This window comes from Pseudomonas putida, from assembly GCF_001976065.1.
GTDB lineage: Bacteria > Pseudomonadota > Gammaproteobacteria > Pseudomonadales > Pseudomonadaceae > Aquipseudomonas > Aquipseudomonas serbica.
Genome location: NZ_MNAH01000005.1, coordinates 116,677 through 142,187, shown reverse-complemented (window position 1 = coordinate 142,187; position 25,511 = coordinate 116,677). Strand labels below are relative to the sequence as shown.

Annotated in this window: 27 protein-coding genes; 19 read left to right on the top strand and 8 right to left on the bottom strand. The window is 59.4% G+C overall.

Annotated elements, in window-relative coordinates:
• Nucleotides 1–47: 47 nt before the first annotated feature.
• The 3 genes from BKX96_RS19200 to BKX96_RS19190 all read right to left on the bottom strand — a co-directional run bounded on the left by BKX96_RS19200 (nucleotide 48) and on the right by BKX96_RS19190 (nucleotide 1,865).
• Nucleotides 48–341, bottom strand: a complete 294-nt coding sequence (locus BKX96_RS19200) for a co-chaperone GroES (RefSeq protein WP_020799908.1) — start codon at nucleotides 339–341, stop codon at nucleotides 48–50.
• A 249-nt stretch (nucleotides 342–590) separates the two neighbouring features.
• On the bottom strand, nucleotides 591–1,067 hold the full coding sequence (locus tag BKX96_RS19195; protein WP_077185216.1) for an FxsA family protein: 477 nt from the start codon (nucleotides 1,065–1,067) through the stop codon (nucleotides 591–593).
• A gap of 66 nt (nucleotides 1,068–1,133) precedes the next feature.
• On the bottom strand, nucleotides 1,134–1,865 hold the full coding sequence (locus tag BKX96_RS19190; protein WP_077185215.1) for a HugZ family pyridoxamine 5'-phosphate oxidase: 732 nt from the start codon (nucleotides 1,863–1,865) through the stop codon (nucleotides 1,134–1,136).
• Between the two features lie 165 nt (nucleotides 1,866–2,030).
• On the opposite strand from BKX96_RS19190, the gene BKX96_RS19185 reads away from it, so the two are divergent.
• The gene (locus tag BKX96_RS19185) at nucleotides 2,031–2,789 is read left to right on the top strand and encodes an SDR family oxidoreductase (protein ID WP_046819042.1); all 759 of its coding nucleotides are present in this window, start codon (nucleotides 2,031–2,033) and stop codon (nucleotides 2,787–2,789) included.
• 130 nt (nucleotides 2,790–2,919) lie between these two features.
• Here the strand turns inward: BKX96_RS19185 and apbC are convergent, their stop codons facing one another.
• Nucleotides 2,920–4,014, bottom strand: coding sequence for an iron-sulfur cluster carrier protein ApbC (apbC, locus tag BKX96_RS19180; RefSeq protein WP_046819041.1), 1,095 nt, complete (start codon nucleotides 4,012–4,014; stop codon nucleotides 2,920–2,922).
• Nucleotides 4,015–4,166: 152 nt separating this feature from the next.
• Here apbC and metG point away from each other — a divergent pair, with 152 nt between their 5' ends.
• From metG to BKX96_RS19140, 8 genes are all read left to right on the top strand, one after another.
• Nucleotides 4,167–6,218 carry a methionine--tRNA ligase gene (gene metG / locus BKX96_RS19175; RefSeq protein ID WP_046819040.1) on the top strand — a complete coding sequence of 684 codons (2,052 nt, stop codon included), beginning with the start codon at nucleotides 4,167–4,169 and terminating at the stop codon, nucleotides 6,216–6,218.
• A gap of 144 nt (nucleotides 6,219–6,362) precedes the next feature.
• Nucleotides 6,363–6,932: an electron transport complex protein RnfA gene (locus BKX96_RS19170; protein WP_077185214.1), complete on the top strand. Its 570-nt coding sequence runs from the start codon at nucleotides 6,363–6,365 to the stop codon at nucleotides 6,930–6,932.
• Nucleotides 6,929–7,954: an electron transport complex subunit RsxB gene (gene rsxB, locus BKX96_RS19165; RefSeq protein WP_077185213.1), complete on the top strand. Its 1,026-nt coding sequence runs from the start codon at nucleotides 6,929–6,931 to the stop codon at nucleotides 7,952–7,954. The genes BKX96_RS19170 and rsxB overlap by 4 nt, the downstream gene beginning before the upstream one ends.
• Entirely contained in the window at nucleotides 7,941–8,927 is a 987-nt protein-coding gene (locus BKX96_RS19160; protein WP_046819037.1) for an RnfABCDGE type electron transport complex subunit D, read from the top strand. Before rsxB ends, BKX96_RS19160 begins: the two co-directional genes overlap by 14 nt.
• Nucleotides 8,924–9,535, top strand: a complete 612-nt coding sequence (locus tag BKX96_RS19155; protein ID WP_077185212.1) for an RnfABCDGE type electron transport complex subunit G — start codon at nucleotides 8,924–8,926, stop codon at nucleotides 9,533–9,535. Before BKX96_RS19160 ends, BKX96_RS19155 begins: the two co-directional genes overlap by 4 nt.
• Nucleotides 9,528–10,115, top strand: coding sequence for an Rnf-Nqr domain containing protein (locus tag BKX96_RS19150; RefSeq protein ID WP_046819035.1), 588 nt, complete (start codon nucleotides 9,528–9,530; stop codon nucleotides 10,113–10,115). The genes BKX96_RS19155 and BKX96_RS19150 overlap by 8 nt, the downstream gene beginning before the upstream one ends.
• Before the next feature lie 25 nt (nucleotides 10,116–10,140).
• Nucleotides 10,141–10,779: an endonuclease III gene (nth, locus tag BKX96_RS19145; protein WP_046819034.1), complete on the top strand. Its 639-nt coding sequence runs from the start codon at nucleotides 10,141–10,143 to the stop codon at nucleotides 10,777–10,779.
• Between the two features lie 106 nt (nucleotides 10,780–10,885).
• A complete protein-coding gene (locus BKX96_RS19140) occupies nucleotides 10,886–11,065 on the top strand; it encodes a PA3496 family putative envelope integrity protein (RefSeq protein WP_046819033.1) in 180 nt (59 codons plus the stop codon).
• 90 nt (nucleotides 11,066–11,155) lie between these two features.
• On the opposite strand, the gene BKX96_RS19135 is transcribed toward BKX96_RS19140, so the two are convergent.
• Entirely contained in the window at nucleotides 11,156–11,782 is a 627-nt protein-coding gene (locus BKX96_RS19135) for a response regulator transcription factor (RefSeq protein WP_046819032.1), read from the bottom strand.
• 507 nt (nucleotides 11,783–12,289) lie between these two features.
• On the opposite strand from BKX96_RS19135, the gene BKX96_RS19130 reads away from it, so the two are divergent.
• Nucleotides 12,290–13,021, top strand: a complete 732-nt coding sequence (locus BKX96_RS19130) for a hypothetical protein (RefSeq protein WP_046819031.1) — start codon at nucleotides 12,290–12,292, stop codon at nucleotides 13,019–13,021.
• Between the two features lie 104 nt (nucleotides 13,022–13,125).
• Here the strand turns inward: BKX96_RS19130 and BKX96_RS19125 are convergent, their stop codons facing one another.
• Both BKX96_RS19125 and BKX96_RS19120 read right to left on the bottom strand, forming a co-directional pair.
• Complete coding sequence (locus BKX96_RS19125; RefSeq protein WP_020799894.1) at nucleotides 13,126–14,343, bottom strand: argininosuccinate synthase; 1,218 nt, start codon at nucleotides 14,341–14,343, stop codon at nucleotides 13,126–13,128.
• A 129-nt stretch (nucleotides 14,344–14,472) separates the two neighbouring features.
• Nucleotides 14,473–15,378, bottom strand: a complete 906-nt coding sequence (locus BKX96_RS19120; RefSeq protein WP_046819030.1) for a flagellar protein MotY — start codon at nucleotides 15,376–15,378, stop codon at nucleotides 14,473–14,475.
• Between the two features lie 159 nt (nucleotides 15,379–15,537).
• Between BKX96_RS19120 and pyrC the strand changes: the two genes are divergently transcribed.
• Nucleotides 15,538–16,584 (top strand): dihydroorotase, encoded by a 1,047-nt coding sequence (gene pyrC, locus BKX96_RS19115; RefSeq protein WP_046819029.1) that lies wholly within the window; start codon nucleotides 15,538–15,540, stop codon nucleotides 16,582–16,584.
• On the top strand, nucleotides 16,581–17,258 hold the full coding sequence (rnt, locus tag BKX96_RS19110; protein WP_008057533.1) for a ribonuclease T: 678 nt from the start codon (nucleotides 16,581–16,583) through the stop codon (nucleotides 17,256–17,258). Before pyrC ends, rnt begins: the two co-directional genes overlap by 4 nt.
• Before the next feature lie 90 nt (nucleotides 17,259–17,348).
• Here rnt and BKX96_RS19105 read toward each other — a convergent pair whose 3' ends face one another.
• On the bottom strand, nucleotides 17,349–17,951 hold the full coding sequence (locus BKX96_RS19105; RefSeq protein ID WP_008057532.1) for a peroxiredoxin: 603 nt from the start codon (nucleotides 17,949–17,951) through the stop codon (nucleotides 17,349–17,351).
• A 305-nt stretch (nucleotides 17,952–18,256) separates the two neighbouring features.
• Here BKX96_RS19105 and BKX96_RS19100 point away from each other — a divergent pair, with 305 nt between their 5' ends.
• The 7 genes from BKX96_RS19100 (at nucleotide 18,257) to BKX96_RS19070 (ending at nucleotide 25,508) form a co-directional block, all read left to right on the top strand.
• Nucleotides 18,257–18,475: a bacterioferritin-associated ferredoxin gene (locus BKX96_RS19100; protein ID WP_046819028.1), complete on the top strand. Its 219-nt coding sequence runs from the start codon at nucleotides 18,257–18,259 to the stop codon at nucleotides 18,473–18,475.
• A 199-nt stretch (nucleotides 18,476–18,674) separates the two neighbouring features.
• A complete protein-coding gene (gene bfr, locus BKX96_RS19095; protein WP_046819027.1) occupies nucleotides 18,675–19,151 on the top strand; it encodes a bacterioferritin in 477 nt (158 codons plus the stop codon).
• A gap of 201 nt (nucleotides 19,152–19,352) precedes the next feature.
• Complete coding sequence (locus BKX96_RS19090) at nucleotides 19,353–20,255, top strand: chemotaxis protein CheV (RefSeq protein ID WP_046819026.1); 903 nt, start codon at nucleotides 19,353–19,355, stop codon at nucleotides 20,253–20,255.
• A gap of 27 nt (nucleotides 20,256–20,282) precedes the next feature.
• Entirely contained in the window at nucleotides 20,283–20,741 is a 459-nt protein-coding gene (locus BKX96_RS19085; RefSeq protein WP_077185211.1) for a GNAT family N-acetyltransferase, read from the top strand.
• Between the two features lie 88 nt (nucleotides 20,742–20,829).
• On the top strand, nucleotides 20,830–21,144 hold the full coding sequence (locus BKX96_RS19080; RefSeq protein WP_046819024.1) for a hypothetical protein: 315 nt from the start codon (nucleotides 20,830–20,832) through the stop codon (nucleotides 21,142–21,144).
• Nucleotides 21,145–21,249: 105 nt separating this feature from the next.
• Nucleotides 21,250–22,410, top strand: a complete 1,161-nt coding sequence (locus tag BKX96_RS19075; protein WP_077185210.1) for an efflux RND transporter periplasmic adaptor subunit — start codon at nucleotides 21,250–21,252, stop codon at nucleotides 22,408–22,410.
• Nucleotides 22,407–25,508, top strand: coding sequence for a multidrug efflux RND transporter permease subunit (locus BKX96_RS19070; RefSeq protein WP_077185209.1), 3,102 nt, complete (start codon nucleotides 22,407–22,409; stop codon nucleotides 25,506–25,508). The genes BKX96_RS19075 and BKX96_RS19070 overlap by 4 nt, the downstream gene beginning before the upstream one ends.
• The last annotated feature ends 3 nt before the right edge of the window (nucleotides 25,509–25,511 follow it).

The window sequence follows — 25,511 nt, the reverse complement described above, 5'->3', positions numbered from 1 at the left end:
TCGATATTCCTTAAATACTTTGTAGTAACGGGAAAATGAGCGGGTAATCAGCCTTCGACAACAGCGAGGATTTCGTTCTCGCTCATTACCAGCAGGTCTTCGCCGTCGACTTTCACAGTGTTGCTGCCGGAGTAAGGACCGAACACAACCTTGTCGCCCACTTTCACGGACAGTGCACGCACTTCACCGTTTTCCAGTACGCGGCCGGTGCCGACAGCGAGGATCTCGCCGCTGTTGGCTTTCTCAGCAGCCGAACCTGGCAGGACGATACCGCCAGCGGTTTTCTTTTCTTCTTCGCTGCGACGGATGACGACGCGGTCATGCAGAGGACGAAGCTTCATTGTCGATCTCTCCTAATTGTGGTTTTCATCGGCCGGTGTAGTCCCGGCGGGTTTAACAAAGTCCGGCGGTGCCGGGTGCGGTTCGTCGAGCGAACCGCGGAAGTCTGTCTGGCGTGTTCGCCAGAAACCTTGCGGTGACCGTTACATAAGGGCGTACAAGCTGATTACAAGGGCGGGGATCGAAAATTTTTTACGTCGATCTGCCGAAAACGAACACGGCACCCGAAGGTGCCGTGTGCAGGTGACGTATCACTTGGTATCGCGGTGTTCAAACTCGCCTTCGATCACATTGGGCTCGCGACCGAGCGGCTCGCGGGGTGCCGGGCCGCCACGGGGCTGGAGATCATCGGCGAAGGCACGCTGGCGGATCGCTTGTTCCTCGGCACGCTGGCGCATTTTGTTGGCCAGCAGGCGACGGCTGATCGGCAGCAGCATGATCAGGCCGATCACATCGCTGATGAAGCCTGGAAGGATCAACAGACCACCGGCCAATGCCAGCATCAGGCCCTCGAGCGTGGTCTGGGCGGGCAGCTCGCCGCGGTTCAGGCTTTCACGGGCACGCAGCGCCGTCGCCAAGCCGGCGATGCGTAGCACGAACACACCGAACATCGAGCCGAGAATGATCAGCAGCAGGGCCGGGAAAAACCCGATCGCCCCTGCCACCTTGACGAATACGAACAGCTCCAACACCGGGAACAGCAGAAAGAGCAACAAAAAAGGGCGCATCAAATGTTTCCTCAACGCAAGAATGCCTTGCCAGTAATCCTTAGATGACGTCGCCGTTTCGTGAATTCAAGCGTCGGCCACTGCATTTTTCGGCCAATGCTCGGCGTGAGCCAGGAAAACCAAGGCTTCGCGAACTTGTGTCGGCGTATTACAAGGCGCTTGAAACGGCAACCAGTGCAACCCCTGGCCGATGAGCAGGTGCATGCCTTCGCTGTCGATGCCCACCAGCCTGGCCGGCGAGGTTTTCGGCAGGCCGGCCAGCTCGACGTAATGGGCGATGGCCTTGGCGTGATCGGCGTTCATGTGCTCGACCATGCTCAGCTCAGCCTTGCCGGCAAAGGGGTTGGCCAAGGTCAACTCGTTGACCCAGTGGATCGCGCCAAACCCGCCGATGTAGCGATGGCGCACCGGCTTGAGCACCCAGAAATCGAAATCGTGGGCCTTGTGATAGCTCTGCGAATCCGGGAAGTAGCGGTAGTAACGTTCGGCGGCGGCTTCGATGGCAGCCTCGTCTTCGATCTGTTGCGCCTCGGCCAGGTAGGTCAGGCGACCAACGGCCTGGACGTCTTCGGCCCCACGCTCGCCTACGAACAGCGAGCATTTTGGATCCTTTTGCAGGTTGTGGGTGTGCTGGGCGATGCGGCTGATAAGGATCAGCGGCCGGCCGAGCGCGTCCAGGCAGTACGGAACCACGGAGCCAAACGGAAAACCGGGCATCGATTTTGAGTGTGTCGAGAGCACCCCACGGTATTCCTTGAGGAGCAATTCTCGTGCATGCTTAGCCGCTTCAACGCTCAATTTATGACTCCTTATTAAGAATCCGTCGGGAAAACGGACAGGCTGCTGATGGAAGTTTCAGCAAGCCATCGGGGCAGTTCTCATGTGCAGCCGGGCCACTTCAGGCGCAGATCGAGAGGCTCTCTAAAGGAAACCAACCAGACCTGCCTTCGGGGGCCATGCGAAATGCAACTCACTGACAAAGTAATCATTATCACTGGCGGTTGCCAGGGTCTAGGGCGCTCCATGGCCGAGTATTTCGCCGCCAAGGGCGTGAAGCTGGCGCTGGTGGACCTCAACCAGGAAAAGCTCGACGACACCGTCGCCGCCTGCACGGCCATGGGCGTCGAAGCCCGCGCCTACCTGTGCAACGTCGCCAATGAAGAGCAAGTGAGCCACATGGTCGCCCAGGTCGCCGACGACTTCGGTGCGATCCATGGCCTGATCAACAACGCCGGGATCTTGCGTGACGGCTTGCTGCTCAAGGTCAAGGATGGCGAAATGACCAAGATGAGCCTGGCCCAGTGGCAGGCGGTCATCGACGTCAACCTGACTGGCGTATTCCTGTGCACCCGTGAAGTCGCGGCGAAAATGGTCGAGCTGAACAACAGCGGCGCGATCATCAATATCTCTTCGATTTCCCGTGCCGGCAACGTCGGCCAGACCAACTATTCCGCCGCCAAGGCCGGTGTCGCCGCCGCGACCGTGACCTGGGCCAAAGAGCTGGCGCGCTACGGCATTCGCGTGGCCGGCATTGCACCAGGCTTCATCGAAACCGAAATGACCCTGGGCATGAAGCCTGAAGCGCTGGAGAAGATGACGTCGGGGATTCCGCTCAAGCGTATGGGCAAGCCGGTAGAAATCGCCCAATCGGCGGCTTACATCTTCGAAAACGACTACTACACCGGTCGGATCCTGGAGCTGGATGGCGGGTTGCGTATCTAAGGGCACCACAAGACAACTGTGGGAGCGGGCTTGCTCGCGAAGGCGTTAGGTCAGTCAACTTATGTATTGATGACACACCGCAATCGCGAGCAAGCGCGCTCCCATCATTGGATCGCGTTTCTTCAGCCAATCAATCGTCGCTGATGGTGATATTCGGCATTGCCGGCGATACCGCTTCCTGCAACACGATCCGCGCGCCGACATGACGGGCCAGTTCCTGGTAGACCAGGGCGATCGGGCTGTCAGGCTCGGCGATCACCGTTGGCTTGCCGCCATCGGCCTGTTCGCGGATGGCCATCGCCAGCGGCAACGAAGCCAGCAGCTCGACGCCGTACTGATTGGCCAGCTTCACCCCGCCGCCCTCGCCGAACAGATGCTCGGCATGCCCGCAGTTCGAGCAGATGTGCACGGCCATGTTTTCCACCACGCCCAGCACCGGGATGTTGACCTTGCGGAACATTTCCACGCCCTTGCGTGCGTCCAGCAGTGCCAGGTCCTGTGGCGTGGTCACAATCACCGCTCCGGCCACCGGGACTTTCTGCGCCAGGGTCAGCTGGATATCGCCGGTGCCTGGCGGCATGTCGATGACCAGGTAGTCCAGGTCGCCCCACGCGGTTTGCGTCACCAGCTGCAGCAATGCACCGGAAACCATCGGCCCGCGCCAGACCATCGGCGTGTTGTCGTCGGTCAGGAACGCCATGGACATCACTTCGACGCCGTGGGACTGAATCGGCACGAACCATTTCTGGTCCTTGATCTGCGGCCGGGTGCCTTCGGCAATGCCGAACATGATGCCCTGGCTCGGACCGTAGATGTCCGCATCGAGAATCCCGACCTTGGCGCCTTCGCGGGCCAGGGCCAGCGCGAGGTTGGCGGCGGTGGTGGATTTGCCCACGCCGCCCTTGCCGGACGCCACGGCCACGACGTTCTTGACGTTGGCCAGGCCCGGGATCTGGGCCTGGGCCTTGTGCGCGGCGATGACACTGGTGATCTCGACGCGGGCAGCGCTGACACCGTCAAGGCCTTCAATAGCCATTTGCAGCATCTGCGACCAGCCACTCTTGAACAAACCGGCGGCATAACCCAGTTCCAGCTGCACGCTGACGCGGTCGCCCTGGATCTCGATGTTGCGCACGCAACCGGCGCTGACCGGATCCTGGTTCAGATAGGGGTCGGTGTATTGGCGAAGGACGGCTTCCACCGCTGCACGATTGACGGCGCTCATGGGCAACTCCGAAACAAGACTGGGAAAAGATGGCGGGTATCCTACCCCTTCTGTCTTCCGGACGGCATGCCCGGCAACGATTTGCAGGGGTGAAATATCTTTGCCGGCGCTTTATAGTGGCCGACCTCCGTTTCATCAAGTAGCCGAGCCCCATGTCCGAGCCACGCAAGATCCTCGTCACCAGCGCCCTGCCCTATGCCAATGGTTCGATTCACCTCGGCCATATGCTGGAGTACATCCAGACCGATATGTGGGTGCGCTTCCAGAAACACCGCGGCCACCAATGCATTTATGTCTGCGCCGACGACGCTCACGGTTCGGCCATCATGCTGCGCGCGGAAAAGGAAGGCATCACCCCGGAACAACTGATCGCCAACGTCCAGGCTGAACACAGCGCCGACTTTGCCGAGTTCCTGGTGGACTTCGACAACTTCCACTCCACTCACGCCGAAGAAAACCGTGAGCTGTCGAGCCAGATCTACCTCAAGCTGCGCGACGCCGGGCACATCGCCCAACGCTCGATCACGCAGTACTTCGACCCGGAAAAGAAAATGTTCCTGGCCGACCGCTTCATCAAGGGCACCTGCCCGAAATGCGGTACCGAAGACCAATACGGCGACAACTGCGAAAAATGCGGCGCGACCTACGCACCGACCGACCTTAAGGATCCAAAGTCGGCAATCTCCGGCGCCACCCCGGTGCTCAAGGATTCCCAGCACTTCTTCTTCAAGCTGCCGGACTTCCAGGAAATGCTGCAGACCTGGACCCGCAGTGGCACGCTGCAGGACGCCGTGGCGAACAAGATCGCCGAATGGCTGGATGCCGGCCTGCAACAGTGGGACATCTCCCGCGATGCGCCGTACTTCGGCTTCGAAATCCCTGACGAGCCGGGCAAATACTTCTACGTGTGGCTGGATGCGCCGATCGGCTACATGGCCAGCTTCAAGAACCTGTGCGACCGCACGCCGGAGCTGGACTTCGACGCGTTCTGGGGCAAAGACTCCACTGCCGAGCTGTACCACTTCATCGGCAAGGACATCGTCAACTTCCACGCCCTGTTCTGGCCAGCGATGCTCGAAGGCGCGGGTTACCGCAAGCCGACCGGCATCAACGTGCACGGCTACCTGACCGTCAACGGCCAGAAAATGTCCAAGTCCCGCGGCACTTTCATCAAGGCCCGGACCTACCTCGACCACCTGTCGCCGGAATACCTGCGCTACTACTACGCAGCCAAGCTGAGCCGTGGCGTCGATGACCTGGACCTGAACCTCGAAGACTTCGTGCAGAAGGTCAACTCCGACCTGGTGGGCAAAGTCGTCAACATCGCCAGCCGTTGCGCCGGGTTCATCAACAAGGGCAATGCCGGCGTGATGGTCGAGACCAACGCCGCGCCGGAGCTGACCGAAGCTTTCCTGGCCGCCGCGCCAAGCATCGCCGACGCCTATGAAGCCCGCGACTTCGCCCGGGCCATGCGTGAGATCATGGGCCTGGCCGACCGTGCCAACGCCTGGATCGCCGACAAGGCACCGTGGTCGCTGAACAAGCAGGAAGGCAAGCAGGATGAAGTCCAGGCGATCTGCGCCACCGGCGTCAACCTGTTCCGTCAGCTGGTGATCTTCCTCAAGCCGGTACTGCCGCTGTTGGCCGCCGATGCCGAGGCGTTCCTGAACGTCGCGCCGCTGACCTGGAACGACCACGCAACCTTGCTCGCCAACCATCAGTTGAACGAGTTCAAGCCGTTGATGACCCGCATCGACCCGGTAAAAGTGCAAGCCATGACCGACGCCTCGAAAGAAGACCTGACCGCCAGCCAGACCGACACCGGCGAAGCGGCCCCGGCCGGCAACGGCGAGCTGGCGAAAGATCCGCTGTCGCCGGAAATCGAGTTCGACACCTTTGCCGCGGTTGACCTGCGCGTCGCCCTGATCGTCAAGGCCGAACACGTGGAAGGTGCCGACAAGCTGCTGCGCCTGACCCTGGACATCGGTGACGAGCAACGCAACGTATTCTCCGGTATCAAGAGCGCCTACCCGGACCCGTCCAAGCTCGATGGTCGCCTGACCATGATGATCGCCAACCTCAAGCCACGGAAAATGAAGTTCGGCATTTCCGAAGGCATGGTGATGGCCGCAGGCCCCGGCGGTGAAGAAATCTACCTGCTCAGCCCTGACAGCGGCGCCAAGCCTGGCCAGCGGATCAAGTAAGGTATTGCGGTAAACCGATCCCACAGTCGTGCCTGGCGCGACTGTGGGATTTTCATGTCTGGCCCAACCCTCCGTCCTTGCCGGATAATGCCTAAGCTTTTTAGACCGCTGCGGTAAAAAAGCCCCGTTCCTGCCGGCACGATCATGACCGAAACCTTGCTTACGCTTATCAGCACCGCCCTGCTCAACAACCTCGTGTTGCACTGGCCGCTGGGTGTCGATCCGCTGTTGTCCAGCGAACGTCGCCAGGTCCATGCCCTGGGCATCGCGACGACCTGCCTGATGCTGATCACAGGGGTGCTCGGCTATGCGCTCTATCACTGGCTGCTGGTGCCGCTGGAGTTGACGGCGCTGCACCTGTTCGTGTTCCTGCCATTGAGTGCGCTGCTGATCGGCCCGTTGTTGCAGCTGCTTGCACGGGTGTTTTCAACACTGTCCTTCGAACACCTGTGGCCGCTGCTGCTGTGCAATGCCGGGGTACTTGGCGTTGCATTACTCAATGCCCGGGAGGACAAGGGTTTTTTTCACGCCACAGCCTTGAGCTTCGGCGCCGGGCTGGGCTTCTGGCTGGTACTGAGCCTGTTCAACGACCTTCGCCAGCGCACACTCGATAACGATGTGCCCATGCCCTTTCGCGGCTTGCCGATCGACCTGATCGGTGCCGGCTTGATCGCAGTGGCCTTTCTCGGATTCAGCGGACTGATCAAAACATGAGTCTGATTCAACGCATCGACGCCCTCTTGCCGCAGACCCAGTGCGGCAAATGCGGCCATCCCGGATGCAAGCCGTACGCCGCAGGCATCGCCAGCGGCGAGCCGATCAACAAGTGCCCGCCCGGCGGCAGTGAAACCATCAACGCGCTGGCCGAACTGTTGCACGTGCCAGTGCTGGAACTGGACGTCAGTCGCGGTTCGGCCCCGGCGCAGATTGCCTATATCCGTGAGGCCGAATGCATTGGTTGCACGAAATGCATTCAGGCCTGCCCGGTGGACGCCATCGTCGGCGCGGCCAAGTTGATGCACACGGTCATCATCGATGAATGCACCGGGTGCGACCTTTGCGTGGCGCCTTGCCCGGTGGACTGCATCGAAATGCATCCGCTGCCCTTGAACACCGTATTGCCGATTGTCGGTGGCCTGGCCTTCAGCCTGGAAGAGCAACGGGCCCGCGCGGCAAAACGCAATCATTCGCGGCGCCGTTTCGAGCAGCGCAACGCCCGCTTGCAGCGTGAAGAACAACAAAAAAACGCCGAGCGAGAGGCCCGTGCGCAACGGGCTGCCCAACCCAGCACACAGGCACAGGCGGACACAGCGCTCGATCCGGTACAGGCAGCCCTGGAGCGTGTCCGCGCGCAGAAGGCCGCGAATGCCGATGCGGCGCTGAAAAAAGCCAAGATCGACCTGGCGATGAGCCGGGCGCAGTTGAACAAGTCCCTCAAGGCCTTCGGCCATCCGCCGACCTTCGAACAGCAATCGCAGTTGATCGTCCTGCAACAGCAGTTCGAAGCCGCCGAGCAAGCCTTGGCCCACCTGGAACGCGTTGCGCCACCGCCCCCGCCACCCGTCGCGGCCCCGGTGCAGGACGCCGAACTGAAACGCGCAAAAATCCAGCTGGCCATGCGCCGCGCCGAACTGAAAAAAGCCCAAGCCAGCGCAGCACCCGCCGAGCAGATCGAAGCCCTGGAGCGAGCCCTGAGCGAAGCCGAACGCCAGGTGGATGCCCATGCCGCCCCTTGAGCCGGTCGACGAGCGCCTGCAACAGGCGATGAAACTGGTTCTGCTGGCGACGCTGCCAGGGCTGCTGGCGCTGTTCTGGTTCTACGGTTGGGGAGTGTTGCTCAACCTGATCCTGGCAGGCCTCAGTGCGTTGGCCGCTGAAGCGGCAGTGCTGCGATTGCGCAAGCGTGCGCTCAAGCCAACCTTGAGCGACGGCAGCGCCCTGGTCAGTGCAACGCTACTGGCCCTGGCCTTGCCACCCTATTGCCCCTGGTGGCTGACGGTCAGTGCTGCCGCGTGCGCCATGTTGTTCGGCAAGCACCTGTATGGCGGGGTCGGCAGCAACCCGTTCAACCCGGCTATGCTCGGTTTTGCCTTGGTGATGGTGACGTTTCCACAACAGATGACCCACTGGCCCGCCTCCCACGGCATGGACCTGTGGGGTGGTGTGCAGCAAGTGTTCGGTTTCGACCAAAGCCCGGACGCCTGGGTCCGGGCCACGGCACTGGACAGCCTGCGAATAAACAAGAGCCTGACCATGGACGAACTGTTTTCGGCGAATCCGGCCTTTGGTCGTTTCGGCGGCAGCGGCGTGGAATGGGTCAACCTGGCCTTTCTCGCCGGCGGCGCGTTTTTGCTGCAACGCCGCGTGTTCAGCTGGCATGCGCCAGTGGGCATGCTCGCCAGCCTGTTCGTCATCAGCCTGTTGTGCTGGAACGGTTCGGGCTCGGACTCCCATGGTTCGCCGCTGTTTCACCTGCTCAGCGGCGCCAGCATGCTGGGCGCATTCTTCATCGTCACGGAACCGGTATCCGGCGCCAAAAGCCCCGGGGCGCGATTGCTGTTTGGTGCGGGCGTCGGGGTGCTGACCTATCTGATTCGCACCTGGGGCGGCTACCCGGACGGCGTGGCCTTTGCCGTGCTGTTGATGAACCTCAGCGTACCGGCGCTGGAGCGGCTCGTCGCGGCCAGGCAGGAGCGGATCGCACCATGAGCCGAGCGTCGAGCGCCGCCATCCTCGTCTTACTGGCAGCCCTGGGGGCAGGCCTGACCTATCTCGCACAGCACGGCAGCGCGCCACGAATAGCGGCTGAGCAGCGCCTGATCGACAGTCGTTACCTGCTGGACCTGCTACCGCCCGGCAGCTACGACAACCAACCGCTGGACCAACCGCTCACGCTCGAAAACACCGCGCTGGGCAACAGCACGCTGCTGGCGGGTTACCGCGCGACCAACGCCGGCCGAGCCTGTGCCGTGCTGTTACGTAGCCAGGCCTTGGGTTACGCCGGCACCATCGACTTATTGATCGCTATCGATCTCGACGGCAGACTGCTGGGGGTCAAAACCCTCAAGCAAACGGAAACCCCGGGGCTCGGCGCACGCATCGCCGACTGGCCCAATGCCTGGCTTGGTGCATTTTCCGGCAAGTCCCGAACCGATCCGGGTGACAATGGTTGGGCCTTGAAAAAGGACCAGGGACATTTCGACCAGATCGCGGGGGCGACGATCACCTCAAGAGCGGTGATCAACGCCACCCACGACGCCTTGCGCTATTTCGATGAGCACCGGCACTCACTGCTTGGGGGCCCTTCCGATGAGTAACCCGTTGCAGTTGCAGAACACCTTGATGCTCGCACCGTTGATTGGCGCCACCGACTCACTGGTGAATGCCCTGGGGCTGTGGCTGATGTTCATTGTCGTGACCAGTGCCTTCGGCCTGGGCATGAACGCCTTGCGCTCGCGCCTGCTCCCGGCGGCCCATTTGCCGGCCAGCGTACTGCTTGCCGCCACGTTGACCAGTTGTGCAGAAATTGGCGCGCAGGCCTGGTCGCTGCAATGGCACCAGCATGCCGGGATCTATGCCGGCTTGATCGCCTTGCAATGCGTCGTGCTGGAGCGCTCCGATTTCTTCCAGAGCCCTTGGCGAGAGCGCTGGCGCCTGTGTGGCCTGTTCGGCGCAATGATGGTGGCTTTGGGTCTGCTGCGCGAAATCATCGGTTACGGGACACTCGGCAATCATCTACCGTGGCTGGCTGCTGTCACGCACGCGGACTGGCAAGGCTGGGTGCTGTCCGCTGACGGTGGCATGCGACTGGCCACGCTGGCCCCTGGCGGCTTCATACTGCTGGGATTGCTGATCGCCGCCTGGCAAGCCTGGCACCGCACCACACGCTCACACTGACTGCCTTCGAGGAAACGCATCGCCCATGAATGCTGCAAAACGTCTGGAAATTTTCCGCAGGCTGCATGAAGACAATCCGGAACCGAAGACCGAACTGGCCTACTCCTCACCCTTTGAATTGCTGATTGCGGTGATTCTTTCCGCGCAATCCACCGATGTCGGCGTGAACAAGGCCACGGCAAAACTGTTTCCGGTCGCCAATACCCCCGCGGCGATGCATGCCTTGGGGGTTGAAGGATTGTCGGAATACATCAAGACCATCGGCCTGTACAACAGCAAGGCAAAAAACGTGATCGAGACCTGCCGCCTGCTGGTTGAGCGTCATGCCGGTGAAGTGCCGCAGACCCGCGAAGAACTGGAAGCCTTGCCTGGCGTTGGTCGCAAGACCGCCAACGTTGTGCTCAATACTGCATTCCGCCAGTTGACGATGGCCGTGGACACCCACATTTTTCGAGTCAGTAACCGCACCGGCATCGCGCCGGGCAAAAATGTGGTGGAAGTCGAGAAAAAATTGATGAAGTTTGTGCCCAAGGAGTACCTGCTCGACTCCCATCACTGGCTGATTCTTCATGGACGTTATGTCTGCCTGGCCCGCAAGCCTCGCTGCGGCAGTTGCCGGATCGAAGACCTGTGCGAATACAAGCACAAGACCTCGGACGATTGAGCCGCTATTGGGTTTATCGATTTATCGATTGAAAAAATCTTTTTTACCCATCGCAGGATTGTCGATATAAGGAGCCCCAAAGGCCTTCTTCGCCTGGAGTAACTAAATGAGCACTGGCAAAGAGCAATTGGACGTAGATGACGACTTCACCCCCGTAGAGGCTGATGACGCCGAGCCGGTGGTTGAAGTAGCGAAAACCAACCTGAGCAAGCGCCGGACCATCGACAATCTGCTGGAGGAGCGCCGACTGCAAAAGCAATTGGCCGATTACGATTTTGACTTGTAAAACCTAAAAGCCTCCCGAAACGGAGGCTTTTTACCAAGTGCCGAACCGCGATAGGTACTCGCCTGGCGCACTTCGTCAGACGCAGGCTCATCATGCCAGGCCGTTACGCTGGGCCAGTTCGATCAGATCCACCAGGGAGCGCGCATTGAGCTTCAACAGCAATCGGGTCTTGTAGGTACTGACGGTCTTGTTGCTGAGAAACATTCCATCGGCAATCTCTTTATTGGTCTTGCCCCGGGCCAACTGTTGCAACACCATCATTTCCCGTCCTGACAAACGATCCACCATGTCGGCTTCACTGGCGTTACCAAGACTGGCACGCACTGTATGCAAGGCCTGGTTGGGAAAGTAACTGTAGCCTGACAAGACCGCTTTTATTGCACTGAGCAACTCCGTGAGGTCCTGTTGTTTGCAGACATAGCCGGCGGCTCCCGACTGCATGCAGCGCATGGAAAAATGCCCAGGGGACTGGGAAGTCAATATCAGCACTTTCATCGGCATCGCGGCCGATGTCAGTCGTGCAATTACTTCCAGCCCATCCAGTTTCGGTATTCCAATATCCAGGATGACAATATCCGGCAGGTATTCGCGGGCTAGTTGTAATGCGTCCACACCATTATCTGTTTCTGCAATGACTTCGTAGCCATGACGCTCCATCAGCATTCGTACCGCAAGACGAATGACGGGGTGATCATCCACAATCAGCACTTTATTCATGGGCAAGTCCAATTTCGCTGTTCGAATTTTTAGAGCCCGCACAATAGCCTAGTCGTTTCCTCCCTGGCATGTCGCTCCCCCCAACCACTCGCACCGAGAGACATTCCCTACAAAAATTCAGGAATTTTCTTACAAGAAATCCAATAAATCAGAGGAAAGAAAACTTTTTTTGAAGACTTGACTTTCCGATTGTGATTATTTTTTTGTTTCGACCTGCAACAAAAAAATAAGGGGAATTTGACTTCCAGACAGCGATCAGACATGTATCAAACCTGCCCGCATTTCCAAAGACAGCCGGGATCATCCAATATCAACGCGCACTAAAGAAATATCACACACAACTTATCCACTCGTTCTTACAGCAAAAATCATCACATCATCGATTATAAGATAAACACAAACAGGATAGCGCACACCCGACACTGAATAAATGTTAATCCTGAATATTCAATATCCGCTAGATACACAAAATCAAAAGCAGACACGCACCTGCCAAGGAGACTTGAAATGAACAAGATAAGAAAAAGAATAAGCAACCCCATGACAGTGATCGCGATATTCGCAACTTTGTCTGAAACATCAGCCGCCGTTTCGCTGCCCTTTCTTGATGACGAGGATAGGGACGTCTACGTCTGGTTCCTGATCAGCTTTCCCTTTTATTTGCTGTTGCTATTCTTCGCCACACTCAACTTTAACTATCGATCGCTCTATGCCCCGTCCGACTTTGAAAAGGGAAAGCATTTCATAAAAGCCATGGACGGCGCCGAGCAAGCCGAGAACAGGAAGAGCAGAAAGCCCGCCGGCAGGACATCAGTCACTGACGGCCGATACACTCGTCGCCCGTCCAAGGCACAAGACCCACCGCCAGAAATGGTTGCCCTTTCGGCACTCCACCATCATGTGCGTCTGCCTGAACGGTTGAAGGACCTGTATGTAATTGATGCGCGCGAGATGACAGGACAGACCGGATTCAGCCATGTGTTGGAGAGTTTGCAGATCAAGCCGGGAAAAGCTGCACGTGCAGTCGTATTTCTCACCTGTACCGAATCGGATTCAAGATTGAAGCAAGATGCAGCGCGCCCTTCAAAACACGTGAGAAAACACTGCCGCACGACGTTCTGTGCTGCCTACAATTTGAATTCGCAGGATTTGACGGTCATTGACGAACACTTGCCAATCGACGCACGGCAGTCCGTTGCGATTGACGATCATTCAGAAGGGAATCGAGAGGGGCAATAGCAAAAACGGAAAAGGACACTGATGCGGGCATTTAGCAACTCACCCCCTTTCAAATGTGTGGCCCTGTCGATGACCGGGCCACACATTGCATTACGTCAAAGATCTCAGAAAAGCTTGCGACCTTTGTTCGCCGCGATGCGCATGCGCAAGGCGTTGAGCTTGATGAAGCCCGCTGCGTCGGCCTGGTTGTACGCGCCGCCATCTTCTTCGAAAGTGGCAATATTGGCGTCGAACAGCGACTCGTCGGACTTGCGACCGGTGACGATCACGTTGCCCTTGTACAGCTTCAGGCGAACAACGCCGTTCACGTGGGCCTGGGAAGCGTCGATCATCTGTTGCAGCATCAGACGCTCAGGGCTCCACCAGTAACCGGTGTAGATCAGGCTGGCATACTTTGGCATCAACTCGTCTTTGAGGTGAGCCACTTCGCGGTCCAGGGTGATCGATTCGATCGCACGGTGGGCACGCAGCATGATGGTGCCGCCAGGGGTTTCGTAGCAGCCACGGGACTTCATGCCCACGTAACGGTTCTCGACGATGTCCAGGCGGCCGATACCATGCTCGCCACCGATGCGGTTCAGGGTCGCCAGCACGGTGGCCGGGGTCATTTCGACGCCGTCCAGTGCCACGATGTCGCCGTTGCGGTAGGTCAGTTCCAGGTACTGCGGCTTGTCGGGAGCCTTCTCCGGGGAGACGGTCCAGCGCCACATGTCTTCTTCGTGCTCGGTCCAGGTGTCTTCCAGCACGCCGCCTTCATAGGAGATGTGCAGCAGGTTGGCATCCATCGAGTACGGGGATTTCTTCTTGCCGTGACGCTCGATCGGGATCGCGTGCTTTTCAGCGTAATCCATCAGCTTTTCACGGGACAGCAGGTCCCATTCGCGCCAAGGTGCGATCACTTTTACGCCTGGCTTCAAGGCGTAGGCGCCCAGTTCGAAACGAACCTGGTCGTTACCCTTGCCGGTGGCGCCGTGGGAAATGGCATCGGCGCCGGTTTCGTTGGCGATTTCGATCAGGCGTTTGGCGATCAACGGACGAGCGATGGAAGTACCCAGCAGGTACTCGCCTTCGTAAACGGTGTTGGCGCGGAACATCGGGAAAACGAAATCGCGCACGAACTCTTCGCGCAAGTCGTCGATGTAGATCTCTTTCACGCCCATGGCTTGAGCCTTGGCGCGTGCAGGTTCGACCTCTTCGCCCTGACCCAGGTCAGCGGTGAAGGTCACCACTTCACAGTTATAAGTATCCTGCAGCCACTTGAGGATCACCGAAGTGTCCAGGCCGCCGGAATACGCCAGAACGACCTTGTTTACGTCCGCCATGCCATCACTCCACGGGGTTCTACGGAAAGCCGTCAAGTCTACCGCCCATACAAGATAATTTACAGTGGCGCGACAGCTTATGACGACGAAGCGACAGATTATGTCGAGAGCGCGACGATGACAAAAAGGTCAGGAAGTTGCCGACGTGGCCGGCTTCGTCCCTTGAGGGGCCACCTGCTCGGCAGGAGTTCCCCGCTCCAGGCGTATCGCTACCCGACGGTTTTTCGCGCGGTTGGCGTTGCTGGTATTGGGTGCCAAGGGATAACGCTCGCCATGGAAACGCAGGGTGATTTGCGACTCCTGGATGCCGTTGGCCTTGAAGAACTCCATCACCGCCAGCGCCCGACGCCGTGACAGGTCGCGGTTGGTCAGGCGGTTGCCGCTGTTGTCGGAGTGGCCGTCAAGCTCGATGCGGTTGACCGTCGGATCGGCTTTCATGTACTCCAGCATGACCTGCAGCCTGGCCTTGGCGGCCGCATCCAGATCGATACCGCCACCTGGGAAGCCGATCTGCGATTGCTTGACCTGATCGAAGTTCTGCGGCAGCAACTTGGCCACGCACCCCTGATAATCGGCAAAGGCCTTGGTAAACCTGACCGGCAACAAACGCACCTCCGATACCCGGCCATCGCCCGAGGCGTGCCGGACCACAGGACTGCGCCCGTCCATCAGGCCGCTGATCAAGCGTCCGGCCTGTGCCTGCGAACTGTTGAACAGGATGTTGCCGCTGCCGATTCTCACCGTACCCAGGTCGATATCACCGCGTCCCGGCTGCCAAGGCGCAGCGGCGGCCAGCAAGGTCGCAGAACCTCCGCCCATCATTGCGTTGTAGGCATTCAAGCGAAATGTCGCCTGCTCCCCGGCGCGCCGCACGAATTCACCCGAGCCGAAATCGGTGATCGGCTGACTCAGACGGCACTCGAATTTATCGCCTTCGACCGTCCACTCAATACTCTCCAGGCGAGTCTGGAACGTGAGCGCCAACGCAGGAAGGCTGGCAAACACACTGAGCAAGGCAAAATAACGCTGGCGCACGGGAGGCTCCACTGGCTTCTTACGACAAAAGACCGACACACAGATGTCTACGGCATACCTGTTGGATATCGGAAGCTTCCCGTAAAACTTGATAGCGGGTGCCTGCAAGAGTCTTTTCCGGTAGCATTCCCCTCAGTTTGACCCGCCTGGAATCCCCTCATGTCCGACCGCCTGACCCTGCTGCGCCCCGACGACTGGCACATTCATCTTCGCGATGGTGCCGTGTTGACCAATACCGTCGCGGATGTCGCGCGCACCTTTGGTCGCGCCATCATCATGCCCAACCTGGTACCACCGGTGCGCAATGCGGCTGAAGCCGACGGCTATCGCCAGCGGATTCTCGCTGCCCGTCCGGCCGGCAGCCCGTTTGAGCCGCTGATGGTCCTCTACCTCACCGACCGCACCCAGCCTGAAGAGATTCGCGAGGCCAAGGCCAGCGGTTTCGTGCACGCCGCCAAGCTGTACCCGGCCGGGGCGACCACCAACTCGGACTCGGGCGTCACCAGCATCGACAAGATCTTCCCTGCGCTGGAGGCCATGGCCGAAGTCGGGATGCCCTTGTTGATCCACGGTGAAGTCACCCGCGGCGATGTCGACGTGTTCGACCGCGAAAAAATCTTCATCGATGAACACATGCGTCGTGTAGTCGAGCGTTTCCCGACCCTCAAGGTGGTGTTCGAACACATCACCACCGCTGACGCCGTGCAGTTCGTCAACTCGGCTGGGGCCAACGTTGGCGCGACCATCACCGCGCATCACCTGCTGTACAACCGCAACCACATGCTGGTGGGCGGGATTCGGCCGCACTTCTACTGCCTGCCGATCCTCAAGCGCAATACCCACCAGGAAGCCTTGCTCGACGCCGCCACCAGCGGCAGCGAAAAATTCTTTCTCGGCACCGACTCGGCGCCCCACGCCCAGCACGCCAAGGAAGCTGCCTGTGGCTGTGCCGGTTGCTACACCGCTTATGCGGCGATCGAGATGTACGCCGAAGCCTTCGAACAGCGCAACGCGCTGGACAAGCTCGAAGCCTTCGCCAGCCTCAACGGCCCGCGCTTCTATGGCCTGCCGGCAAACACCGATCGTATTACCCTGGTCCGCGAAGAATGGACCGCCCCGACCAGCCTTCCATTTGGCGAGCTGACCGTTATCCCGCTGCGCGCCGGTGAAAAACTGCGCTGGCGCCTGCTGGAGGAACACGCGTGAGTGAAGACCATTTCGACGACGAACAGGAAGGTCAAGGCGGTGGCGGCGGTTCCCGTCATCCAATGGCCGCCCGGTTCCGTGGCTACCTGCCGGTTGTCGTCGACGTAGAAACCGGTGGTTTCAACTCGGCCACCGACGCCCTGCTGGAAATCGCCGCGACGACGATCGCGATGGATGAAAAGGGTTTTGTGTACCCGGATCACACCTACTTCTTCCGGGTCGAGCCCTTTGAAGGTGCGAACATCGAAGCGGCAGCCCTGGAGTTCACCGGGATCAAGCTCGATCACCCGCTGCGCATGGCGGTGAGTGAAGAAGCAGCGCTGAACGATATCTTCCGCGGCGTGCGCAAGGCACTCAAGGCCAACGGTTGCAAACGGGCGATCCTGGTTGGGCACAACAGCAGCTTCGACCTGGGCTTCCTCAATGCCGCGGTCGCGCGCCTGGACATGAAACGCAACCCGTTCCATCCATTCTCCAGTTTCGATACCGCGACACTCGCCGGTCTGGCCTATGGTCAAACCGTGCTGGCCAAGGCTTGCCAGGCCGCCGATATCGACTTCGACGGTCGCGAGGCCCACTCGGCTCGCTACGACACCGAGAAGACGGCCGAGCTGTTCTGCGGCATCGTCAATCGCTGGAAACAGATGGGCGGCTGGGAAGACTTCGGCGACTGATCCGGGTGCGCACCTGCTCCCACAGGGTTCCAGACATATCCCACCCATAAAAAAACCGGCCCTGAGGCCGGTTTTTTTGTATCTGGTACCTTACAGCGCAGCAGCGTGCTCGGTCAGGTAAGCAGCAACGCCTTCTGGCGAAGCGTTCATGCCTTTGTCGCCTTTTTTCCAGTTGGCAGGGCAAACTTCACCGTGCTCTTCGTGGAATTGCAGGGCGTCGACAAGACGCAGCAGCTCTTCCATGTTACGGCCCAGCGGCAGGTCGTTGATGATCTGCGAGCGGACAACACCTTTGTCGTCGATCAGGAATGCGCCACGGAACGCCACGCCGTCAGCGGACTGAACGTCGTAGGCCTTCATGATTTCCTGCTTGATGTCGGCAGCCATGGTGTAACGAACTGCGCCGATACCACCATCGTTTACCGGGGTGTTGCGCCATGCGTTGTGGGTGAAGTGCGAGTCGATCGACACAGCGACCACTTCAACGTTACGTGCCTTGAACTCGGACATGCGGTTGTCCAGAGCGATCAGCTCCGACGGGCAAACGAAGGTGAAGTCCAGCGGGTAGAAGAACACCAGGCCGTATTTGCCTTTGATGGCCGACGACAGGGTGAAGCTGTCCACGATTTCGCCATTGCCGAGTACGGCCGGTACGGTGAAGTCAGGGGCTTGTTTGCCTACGAGTACGCTCATTGGATATCTCCTGGTGTAGAAGCGTTAAGAACTGGGTTTGCATCAGCCTGCCACCCTCAGGCGACAGCCCTGTGACACCAACCCGTTTCGAAAAGACCGGTCATCATACACTGCGTTTTTGGCCTGTCCGTAACGGTTTCTCCCATGGGCGTAAAAAAGGACGAAGGGTATTTCCGTTTACAGCGCATCGTTGGCCAACCGTTCGTCAGGCCTGTCAAAAAGCCCTTCCAAAGCACTTTGACAATCATTCTCGTTAACATTAAGATCCATCGCATTCGAGACATAAACAGCGACGGTTTTCACTTATGTATGTTTGCCTCTGCACTGGCGTCACCGACGGCCAAATCCGCGATGCGATCTATGAAGGATGCTGCAGCTACAAGGAAGTGCGCCAGGCCACCGGCGTTGCCAGTCAATGCGGTAAATGTGCCTGTCTCGCCAAGGAAGTGGTCCGCGAGACCCTGACCAAATTGCAAACCGCCCAGGCGACGATACCTTTTCCTGTCGAATTTACTGCTGCATAAATACCGTATTTCAAAGAACCGGACACGTGTCCGGTTTTTTTATGTCTGAAAATCAACTGCTTAGACTCAAGACGCGGAACACAAACATTCTTATTCCGATTAATTTTCATATATGATTCAATAACTTAGGTTTGACACTCTTAGTTGTGCGGCTCAAACTCTGCCTTTATAGACAGCTAATACAGGGCAGGACCCCATCATGAAAGGCGACGTTACAGTCATCCAGCATCTCAACAAGATCCTTGCCAATGAGCTGGTCGCGATCAATCAATACTTCCTGCATGCACGCATGTACGAAGATTGGGGTTTGAACAAGCTCGGCAAGCACGAGTACCACGAATCCATCGACGAGATGAAGCACGCGGACAAGCTGATCAAGCGCATCCTGTTCCTTGAAGGCCTGCCGAACGTCCAGGACCTGGGCAAGCTGCAAATCGGCGAGCACACCCAGGAAATGATTGAGTGTGACCTGCGCATCGAGAAGACCGGCCATGCTGATCTGAAAGTGGCGATCGCGCATTGCGAAACAGTGGGCGACTTCGGTAGCCGTGAACTGCTTGAAGAGATTCTTGAGTCCGAAGAAGAACATATCGATTGGCTGGAAACCCAACTGGGTCTTATCGACAAGATCGGTATCGAGAACTACCTGCAGTCGCAGATGGGCGACGACGAGTAAGTTCTACACCAACCGCCTCGATGCAAGACAAAGCCCCGCTCTCTTTTGAAGAGGCGGGGCTTTTTCGTTTCATTTTGAAAGGACCTGAAACGGCCCCGGGGATTTTTCCTAAAGCCTGCTCCCGACAAGTCGATAAGCTGGTATCGATAGCTGTGGCTGATCCACTGATCGCCTCACCACCTTTTTCCACAGAAGGTTTTTATGTCCTCCACCAAAGCCCGCGCAGATTCACTTTCGCTTCTGCTGTTTACCTTGCGCAGTGGCAAGCTGATGGCGATCAACCTGCTCAAAGTCAGTGAAATCATCCCTTGCCCGCCACTGACCAAACTTCCCGAATCGCATCCCCACGTCAAAGGCATCGCCACCCTGCGCGGCAACTCGTTATCGGTGATCGACCTCAGCCGCGCCATCGGTGAGCGCCCGCTGGAAGATCCCGACGGTGGGTGCCTGATCGTCACGGACGTCAGCCGCTCCAAGCAAGGTTTGCATGTGCAGGCGGTGAGCAAGATCGTGCACTGCCTGACTACCGACATCCGTCCGCCCCCCTTCGGCTCGGGCGGCTCACGCTCGTACATCACGGGTGTCACCTCGGTCGACGGCACCCTGGTGCAGGTGCTGGACATCGAAAAGGTCATCCATGGCATTGCCCCGGTACCAATCGACATGGCGCCAACCGAGCTCAGCATGGAAGATGCCGAGATCCTGGGCAGCGCTCGCATTCTGGTGGTCGATGACAGTCAGGTCGCGCTACAGCAATCGGTGCATACGTTGCGCAACCTGGGCCTGCAATGCCACACGGCCCGCAGCGCCAAGGAAGCCATCGATTGCCTGCTGGATCTGCAAGGCACCGCCCAGCAGATCAACCTGATCGTCTCCGATATCGAAATGTCCGAAATGGACGGTTACGCCTTCACCCGCACCCTGCGTGAAACCCCGGACTTCGCGCACCTTTACGTACTGCTGCATACGTCCCTGGACAGCGCCATGAATAGCGAAAAGGCACGGCTTGCCGGCGCGAATGCGGTGCTGACCAAGTTCTCTTCACCGGAACTGACCAAGTGCCTGATCGACGCGGCCAAGGCCGTTGCCGAACAAGGTCATTGAGTCGTGGCCGAGCAATTCTGCCTTCTCATGCGGCGCAGTCTCGCTGAAGCCGTGCCCGCCATCACCTGGCCCCAGGGGATCGTGCTGACCGGGTATCGTCCCGAACGGGCGGAGGAAGTTCATCGCTTGATGGAACAGGGTCACTCGCAAGGCGGCGGCCGCGTCCCGGGCCTGGACGTATGGCAACAGCGATTTGAAACCGATCCTGAGTATGATCCGACACTGTGTTTCATCGCTCTGGATGCCCAGGGTATCGTGGGCGTCTGTCAGTGCTGGACCAGCGCCTACATCAAGAGTCTGGTGGTGCATCCACGGGCTCAAGGCCGCGGTTTGGGGCGAGCCTTGCTGCTCAATGCCTTCACCGAATTTCAACGGCGGCACGAAGGCTACGTCGACCTGAAAGTGCTGGAAGACAACCTTCGCGCACAGCGGTTGTATGAAAGCGCCGGGATGTATGTGGTGCGCCGGGAACCGGTTCCGGTCTGACCCGTCCCTCGCCGAGCCCCGCGTTCGCCCCTCCAAGCCTTCAGGCATACTCACACCTTGGCTAACCCCGCCCAAGGATCCCTGAACCATGAAAGCTGTCACCCTGACCTTCGCCTGCCTCACAGCCCTCGCCACCCAGGCCCACGCCTCCAGTCCCGAGGCCTGGGCCGCCTTCGACAAGGCCGTGCTCGCCAGTTGCACCAAGGCCAGCGGTCTGGCGAACGCCAAACCCGTCGGCAACGCCGCACAGTTCGATGACCGGGTCGGCTACACCGCCCTGCTGCTGCAAGGCCAGTACCCGCAAAAGCACATGAAAGGCCAGCAAGGTACCGAACTGTGCCTCTACAACAAGAAAAGCAAAACGGCCTATGTGACCGAGTGGGACTCCATACGAGCAAACTGACACCGCTGTCAGTTAACAGTCACTTTCCTGACCGGGTCATGGGGCTATAACGTAGAAAGACAAAGCTGCGAACACTTCCATTTCCCGACCCGGCGCCCCTCTCGCATGCGAACCCAGAAAAAAACCGTTCTTCTAGCAGCCTTTCTGATCGTGCTGGTGGCGCTGGGCGCGGGGTACCTGATGAAACCATCCACGGTTAAAGTCGCCGCACCGACCGCCATCCCGGTGCGCGTGGTCAACGTGGTCGAAAAAGACGTGCCCCGCTACGTCACCGGCATAGGCTCGGTGTTGTCGCTGCACAGTGTGGTGGTCCGCCCGCAGATCGACGGGATCCTCACCAGGGTACTGGTCAAGGAAGGCCAACTGGTAAGCAAAGGCGACCTGCTGGCGACCATCGACGACCGGTCGATCCGCGCCAGCCTGGACCAGGCCAGGGCGCAACTGGGCGAAAGTCAGGCGCAACTGCAAGTGGCCCAGGTCAACCTCAAGCGCTACAAGCTGTTGAGCGTCGACGACGGTGTTTCCAAACAGACCTACGACCAGCAACAGGCGTTGGTCAACCAGCTCAAGGCCACCGCCCAGGGCAACCAGGCTTCGATCGACGCGGCCCAGGTGCAGTTGTCGTACACGCAAATTCGCTCCCCGGTCAGTGGCCGCGTCGGAATTCGTACAGTGGATGAAGGAAACTTCCTGCGCATGACTGACACCCAGGGACTGTTCACGGTGACCCAGATCGACCCGATCGCCGTGGAGTTCTCCCTGCCGCAGCAGATGCTGCCGACCCTGCAAGGCCTGATCAGCGATCCACAACGCGCCCAGGTCAAGGCCTACATCGGAGCCGACACCGACGGCGAAACCGGGAACCTGCTGGGCGAAGGCCACTTGACCCTGATCGACAACCAGATCAACGCCAACACTGGCACCATCCGCGCCAAGGCCGAATTCAACAACGCCGGGCAAAAACTCTGGCCAGGCCTGTTGGTGACGGTAAAAATCCAGACTGCGCTGGATAAAGATGCATTGGTGGTACCTCCCACCGTCGTACAACGTGGCCTCGACCAACACTTCGTCTATCGGGTAAACGGCGACAAGGTTGAAACCGTGCCAGTGCAGATGGTTTACCAGGGCAGCGGCCAGAGCATCATCAAGGGGGTGAAAGCGGGTGACGTGCTGGTCAGCGACGGTCAGTCGCGACTCAAGCCCGGTGCCACCGTACAAGTGCTGACCGAACCGCCGCAGGTCGTGCAATCGGAGACGGCGCCATGAAAGGCCACGGTTCGATCTCCGCCTGGTGCATCGACCACCCGGTGGCCACGATTCTGCTGACGTTCGCCCTGGTGCTGCTGGGGGCCATCGCGTTTCCGCGCCTGCCCATCGCGCCGCTGCCGGAAGCAGAGTTTCCGACGATCCAGGTGGCAGCCCAACTGCCCGGTGCCAGCCCGGAAACCATGGCGTCATCGGTGGCCACGCCCCTTGAAGTGCAATTCAGCGCCATTCCCGGTGTAACCCAGATGACCTCGAGCAGCGCCCTGGGCTCGACCAACCTGACCCTGCAATTCACCCTCGACAAAAGCATCGATACTGCAGCCCAGGAAGTCCAGGCCGCTATCAACACCGCGGCAGGCAAATTGCCCAAGGACATGCCGAACCTGCCAACGTGGCGCAAGGTCAATCCGGCCGACAGTCCGGTGCTGATCCTCAGCGTCAACTCGTCGCTGATGCCAGGCCCTGAACTCAGCGACCTGACGGAAACCCTGCTGTCCCGTCAACTCAGTCAGGTCGACGGTGTCGGCCAGGTGTCCATCACTGGCCAGCAACGTCCAGCGATCCGTGTCCAGGTGTCCGCCGATAAGCTCGCCGCCATCGGCCTGACCCTGGCGGACATTCGCCTGGCGATCCAGCAGACCAGCCTCAACCTGGCCAAAGGCGCGCTGTACGGCGAATCGAGCATTTCAACGCTTTCGACCAATGATCAACTGTTCCACCCCGACGAATACAGTCAGTTGATCGTTTCCTACAAGGACGGTGCACCGGTTCACCTCAAGGATGTCGCGAAAGTCGTCAACGGTTCGCAAGATGCTTACGTCCAGGCCTGGGCGGGTTCGCAACCGGGCGTAAACCTGGTGATTTTCCGTCAGCCAGGCGCCAACATCGTCGAGACCGTGGATCGCATTCAGGCCGCGCTGCCGGCGCTGCAAGCGATGTTGCCAGCCTCGGTGCAGGTCAAGGTGCTGATCGACCGCACCCAGACCATCCGCGCGTCGCTGCACGAGGTTGAAATCACACTGATGATCGCCGTGATGCTGGTGGTGGCGGTGATGGCGCTGTTCCTGCGCCAACTGTCGGCCACATTGATCGTCTCGGCAGTACTCGGTGTGTCGCTGATTGCCAGCTTTGCGCTGATGTACGTGATGGGCTTCAGCCTGAACAACCTGACGCTGGTGGCGATCGTGGTGGCCGTGGGGTTTGTGGTCGACGATGCGATCGTGGTGGTGGAGAACATCCACCGACATCTCGAGGCCGGTGACGGCATGCGCGAGGCGGCGATCAAGGGCGCCGGCGAGATCGGATTTACCGTGGTCTCGATCAGTTTCTCGCTGGTGGCGGCGTTCATTCCACTGCTGTTCATGGGCGGCGTGGTTGGCCGGCTGTTCAAGGAATTTGCCCTGACCGCCACCTCCACCATCATGATTTCGGTGGTGGTTTCCCTGACGTTGGCGCCCACCCTGGCAGCGCTGTTCATGCGCGCGCCTGAGCATCACGCCCAGGGTAAACCCGGCTTCGGCGAGCGCCTGCTGGCGTGGTACGAAAAAGGCCTGCGCCGTGCCCTCGCCCACCAGACATTGATGATCGGCGTGTTCGGTTTGTCGCTGGGGTTGGCGGTGGCCGGCTACATCTTTATCCCTAAAGGCTTCTTCCCGGTCCAGGATACTGGCTTCGTCCTCGGTACCACCGAAGCGGCGGCCGATATTTCCTACGGCGACATGGTAAAAAAACACCTGGCGATGGCCGAAATCGTCGCCGCTGATCCTGCGGTTCAAGCGTTCTCTCACTCGGTGGGCGTGTCGGGCAGCAACCAGACCATCGCCAACGGCCGCTTCTGGATCGCCCTGAAAAAACGCGGCGACCGCGATGTTTCAGCCAGCGAGTTCATCGACCGTATCCGCCCCCAATTGATGAAGGTGCCGGGCATCGTCCTGTACCTGCGCGCCGGGCAAGACATCAACCTCAGCTCCGGCCCGAGCCGGGCCCAGTACCAATACGTGCTCAAGAGCAACGACGGGGCGGTGCTGAGCACCTGGACCCAGCGCCTGACGGAAAAACTGCGCGGCAACCCGGCCTTCCGCGACATTTCCAACGACCTGCAACTGGGCGGCAGCATCACCCATATCACCATTGACCGCAGTGCCGCCGCACGCTTTGGCCTGACCGCCAGCGATGTGGATGAAGCGCTGTACGACGCTTTCGGCCAGCGCCAGATCAACGAATTCCAGACCCAGATCAACCAGTACAACGTGATCCTGGAGCTGGACACCCGGCAACGCGGCAAGGCCGAAAGCCTCAATTATTTCTACCTGCGCTCGCCCCTGAGCGGGGAAATGGTGCCGCTGTCGGCCCTGGCGAAATTCGATGCGCCCACGGTGGGGCCGCTGTCCATCGCCCATGACGGCATGTTCCCGGCCGCCAACCTGTCGTTCAACCTGGCACCCGGCGTGGCGCTCGGCGATGCGGTGATCATGCTCAACCAGGCCAAGGTCGACATCGGCATGCCCGCGGCCATCAACGGTAACTTCCAGGGTGCGGCCCAGGCGTTCCAGAGTTCGCTGGCCAGCCAGCCATGGTTGATCCTCGCGGCGCTGTTGGCGGTGTACATCATTCTCGGCGTGCTCTACGAGAGCTTCGTCCACCCGCTGACGATCATCTCGACGCTGCCCTCGGCCGGGCTGGGTGCGGTGATCATGCTGTGGATCTGCGGCCAGGACTTTTCGATCATGGCACTGATCGGGCTGGTGCTGCTGATCGGTATCGTCAAGAAAAACGGCATCCTGATGATCGACTTCGCCCTGGAAGCGCAGCGCAAGGGCGGCTTGTCACCGGAAGAAGCGATCTTCCAGGCGTGCATCACGCGGTTCCGGCCGATCATCATGACCACCCTCGCCGCCTTGCTCGGCGCCCTGCCGTTGATGCTCGGCTACGGCACCGGCGCCGAACTGCGCCAACCCCTGGGCATCGCCGTGGTCGGTGGCTTGCTGGTGAGCCAGGCACTGACGCTGTTCACCACGCCGGTCATATACTTGTGGCTGGAGCGTTTATTTCATAGGCCCAAACCTTCGCCAGTGGCAAAGCTGGCGACCACAGACTGAGGC

What these genes read in the sequence shown, in the direction of transcription:
- BKX96_RS19200 (WP_020799908.1), bottom strand. Translation starts at nt 341, where the DNA reads ATGAAGCTTCGTCCTCTGCATGACCGCGTCGTCATCCGTCGCAGCGAA.
- BKX96_RS19195 (WP_077185216.1), bottom strand. Translation starts at nt 1,067, where the DNA reads ATGCGCCCTTTTTTGTTGCTCTTTCTGCTGTTCCCGGTGTTGGAGCTG.
- BKX96_RS19185 (WP_046819042.1), top strand. Translation starts at nt 2,031, where the DNA reads ATGCAACTCACTGACAAAGTAATCATTATCACTGGCGGTTGCCAGGGT.
- apbC (WP_046819041.1), bottom strand. Translation starts at nt 4,014, where the DNA reads ATGAGCGCCGTCAATCGTGCAGCGGTGGAAGCCGTCCTTCGCCAATAC.
- metG (WP_046819040.1), top strand. Translation starts at nt 4,167, where the DNA reads ATGTCCGAGCCACGCAAGATCCTCGTCACCAGCGCCCTGCCCTATGCC.
- BKX96_RS19170 (WP_077185214.1), top strand. Translation starts at nt 6,363, where the DNA reads ATGACCGAAACCTTGCTTACGCTTATCAGCACCGCCCTGCTCAACAAC.
- rsxB (WP_077185213.1), top strand. Translation starts at nt 6,929, where the DNA reads ATGAGTCTGATTCAACGCATCGACGCCCTCTTGCCGCAGACCCAGTGC.
- BKX96_RS19160 (WP_046819037.1), top strand. Translation starts at nt 7,941, where the DNA reads ATGCCGCCCCTTGAGCCGGTCGACGAGCGCCTGCAACAGGCGATGAAA.
- BKX96_RS19155 (WP_077185212.1), top strand. Translation starts at nt 8,924, where the DNA reads ATGAGCCGAGCGTCGAGCGCCGCCATCCTCGTCTTACTGGCAGCCCTG.
- BKX96_RS19150 (WP_046819035.1), top strand. Translation starts at nt 9,528, where the DNA reads ATGAGTAACCCGTTGCAGTTGCAGAACACCTTGATGCTCGCACCGTTG.
- nth (WP_046819034.1), top strand. Translation starts at nt 10,141, where the DNA reads ATGAATGCTGCAAAACGTCTGGAAATTTTCCGCAGGCTGCATGAAGAC.
- BKX96_RS19140 (WP_046819033.1), top strand. Translation starts at nt 10,886, where the DNA reads ATGAGCACTGGCAAAGAGCAATTGGACGTAGATGACGACTTCACCCCC.
- BKX96_RS19135 (WP_046819032.1), bottom strand. Translation starts at nt 11,782, where the DNA reads ATGAATAAAGTGCTGATTGTGGATGATCACCCCGTCATTCGTCTTGCG.
- BKX96_RS19130 (WP_046819031.1), top strand. Translation starts at nt 12,290, where the DNA reads ATGAACAAGATAAGAAAAAGAATAAGCAACCCCATGACAGTGATCGCG.
- BKX96_RS19125 (WP_020799894.1), bottom strand. Translation starts at nt 14,343, where the DNA reads ATGGCGGACGTAAACAAGGTCGTTCTGGCGTATTCCGGCGGCCTGGAC.
- pyrC (WP_046819029.1), top strand. Translation starts at nt 15,538, where the DNA reads ATGTCCGACCGCCTGACCCTGCTGCGCCCCGACGACTGGCACATTCAT.
- BKX96_RS19105 (WP_008057532.1), bottom strand. Translation starts at nt 17,951, where the DNA reads ATGAGCGTACTCGTAGGCAAACAAGCCCCTGACTTCACCGTACCGGCC.
- BKX96_RS19100 (WP_046819028.1), top strand. Translation starts at nt 18,257, where the DNA reads ATGTATGTTTGCCTCTGCACTGGCGTCACCGACGGCCAAATCCGCGAT.
- bfr (WP_046819027.1), top strand. Translation starts at nt 18,675, where the DNA reads ATGAAAGGCGACGTTACAGTCATCCAGCATCTCAACAAGATCCTTGCC.
- BKX96_RS19090 (WP_046819026.1), top strand. Translation starts at nt 19,353, where the DNA reads ATGTCCTCCACCAAAGCCCGCGCAGATTCACTTTCGCTTCTGCTGTTT.
- BKX96_RS19085 (WP_077185211.1), top strand. Translation starts at nt 20,283, where the DNA reads ATGCGGCGCAGTCTCGCTGAAGCCGTGCCCGCCATCACCTGGCCCCAG.
- BKX96_RS19080 (WP_046819024.1), top strand. Translation starts at nt 20,830, where the DNA reads ATGAAAGCTGTCACCCTGACCTTCGCCTGCCTCACAGCCCTCGCCACC.
- BKX96_RS19075 (WP_077185210.1), top strand. Translation starts at nt 21,250, where the DNA reads ATGCGAACCCAGAAAAAAACCGTTCTTCTAGCAGCCTTTCTGATCGTG.
- BKX96_RS19070 (WP_077185209.1), top strand. Translation starts at nt 22,407, where the DNA reads ATGAAAGGCCACGGTTCGATCTCCGCCTGGTGCATCGACCACCCGGTG.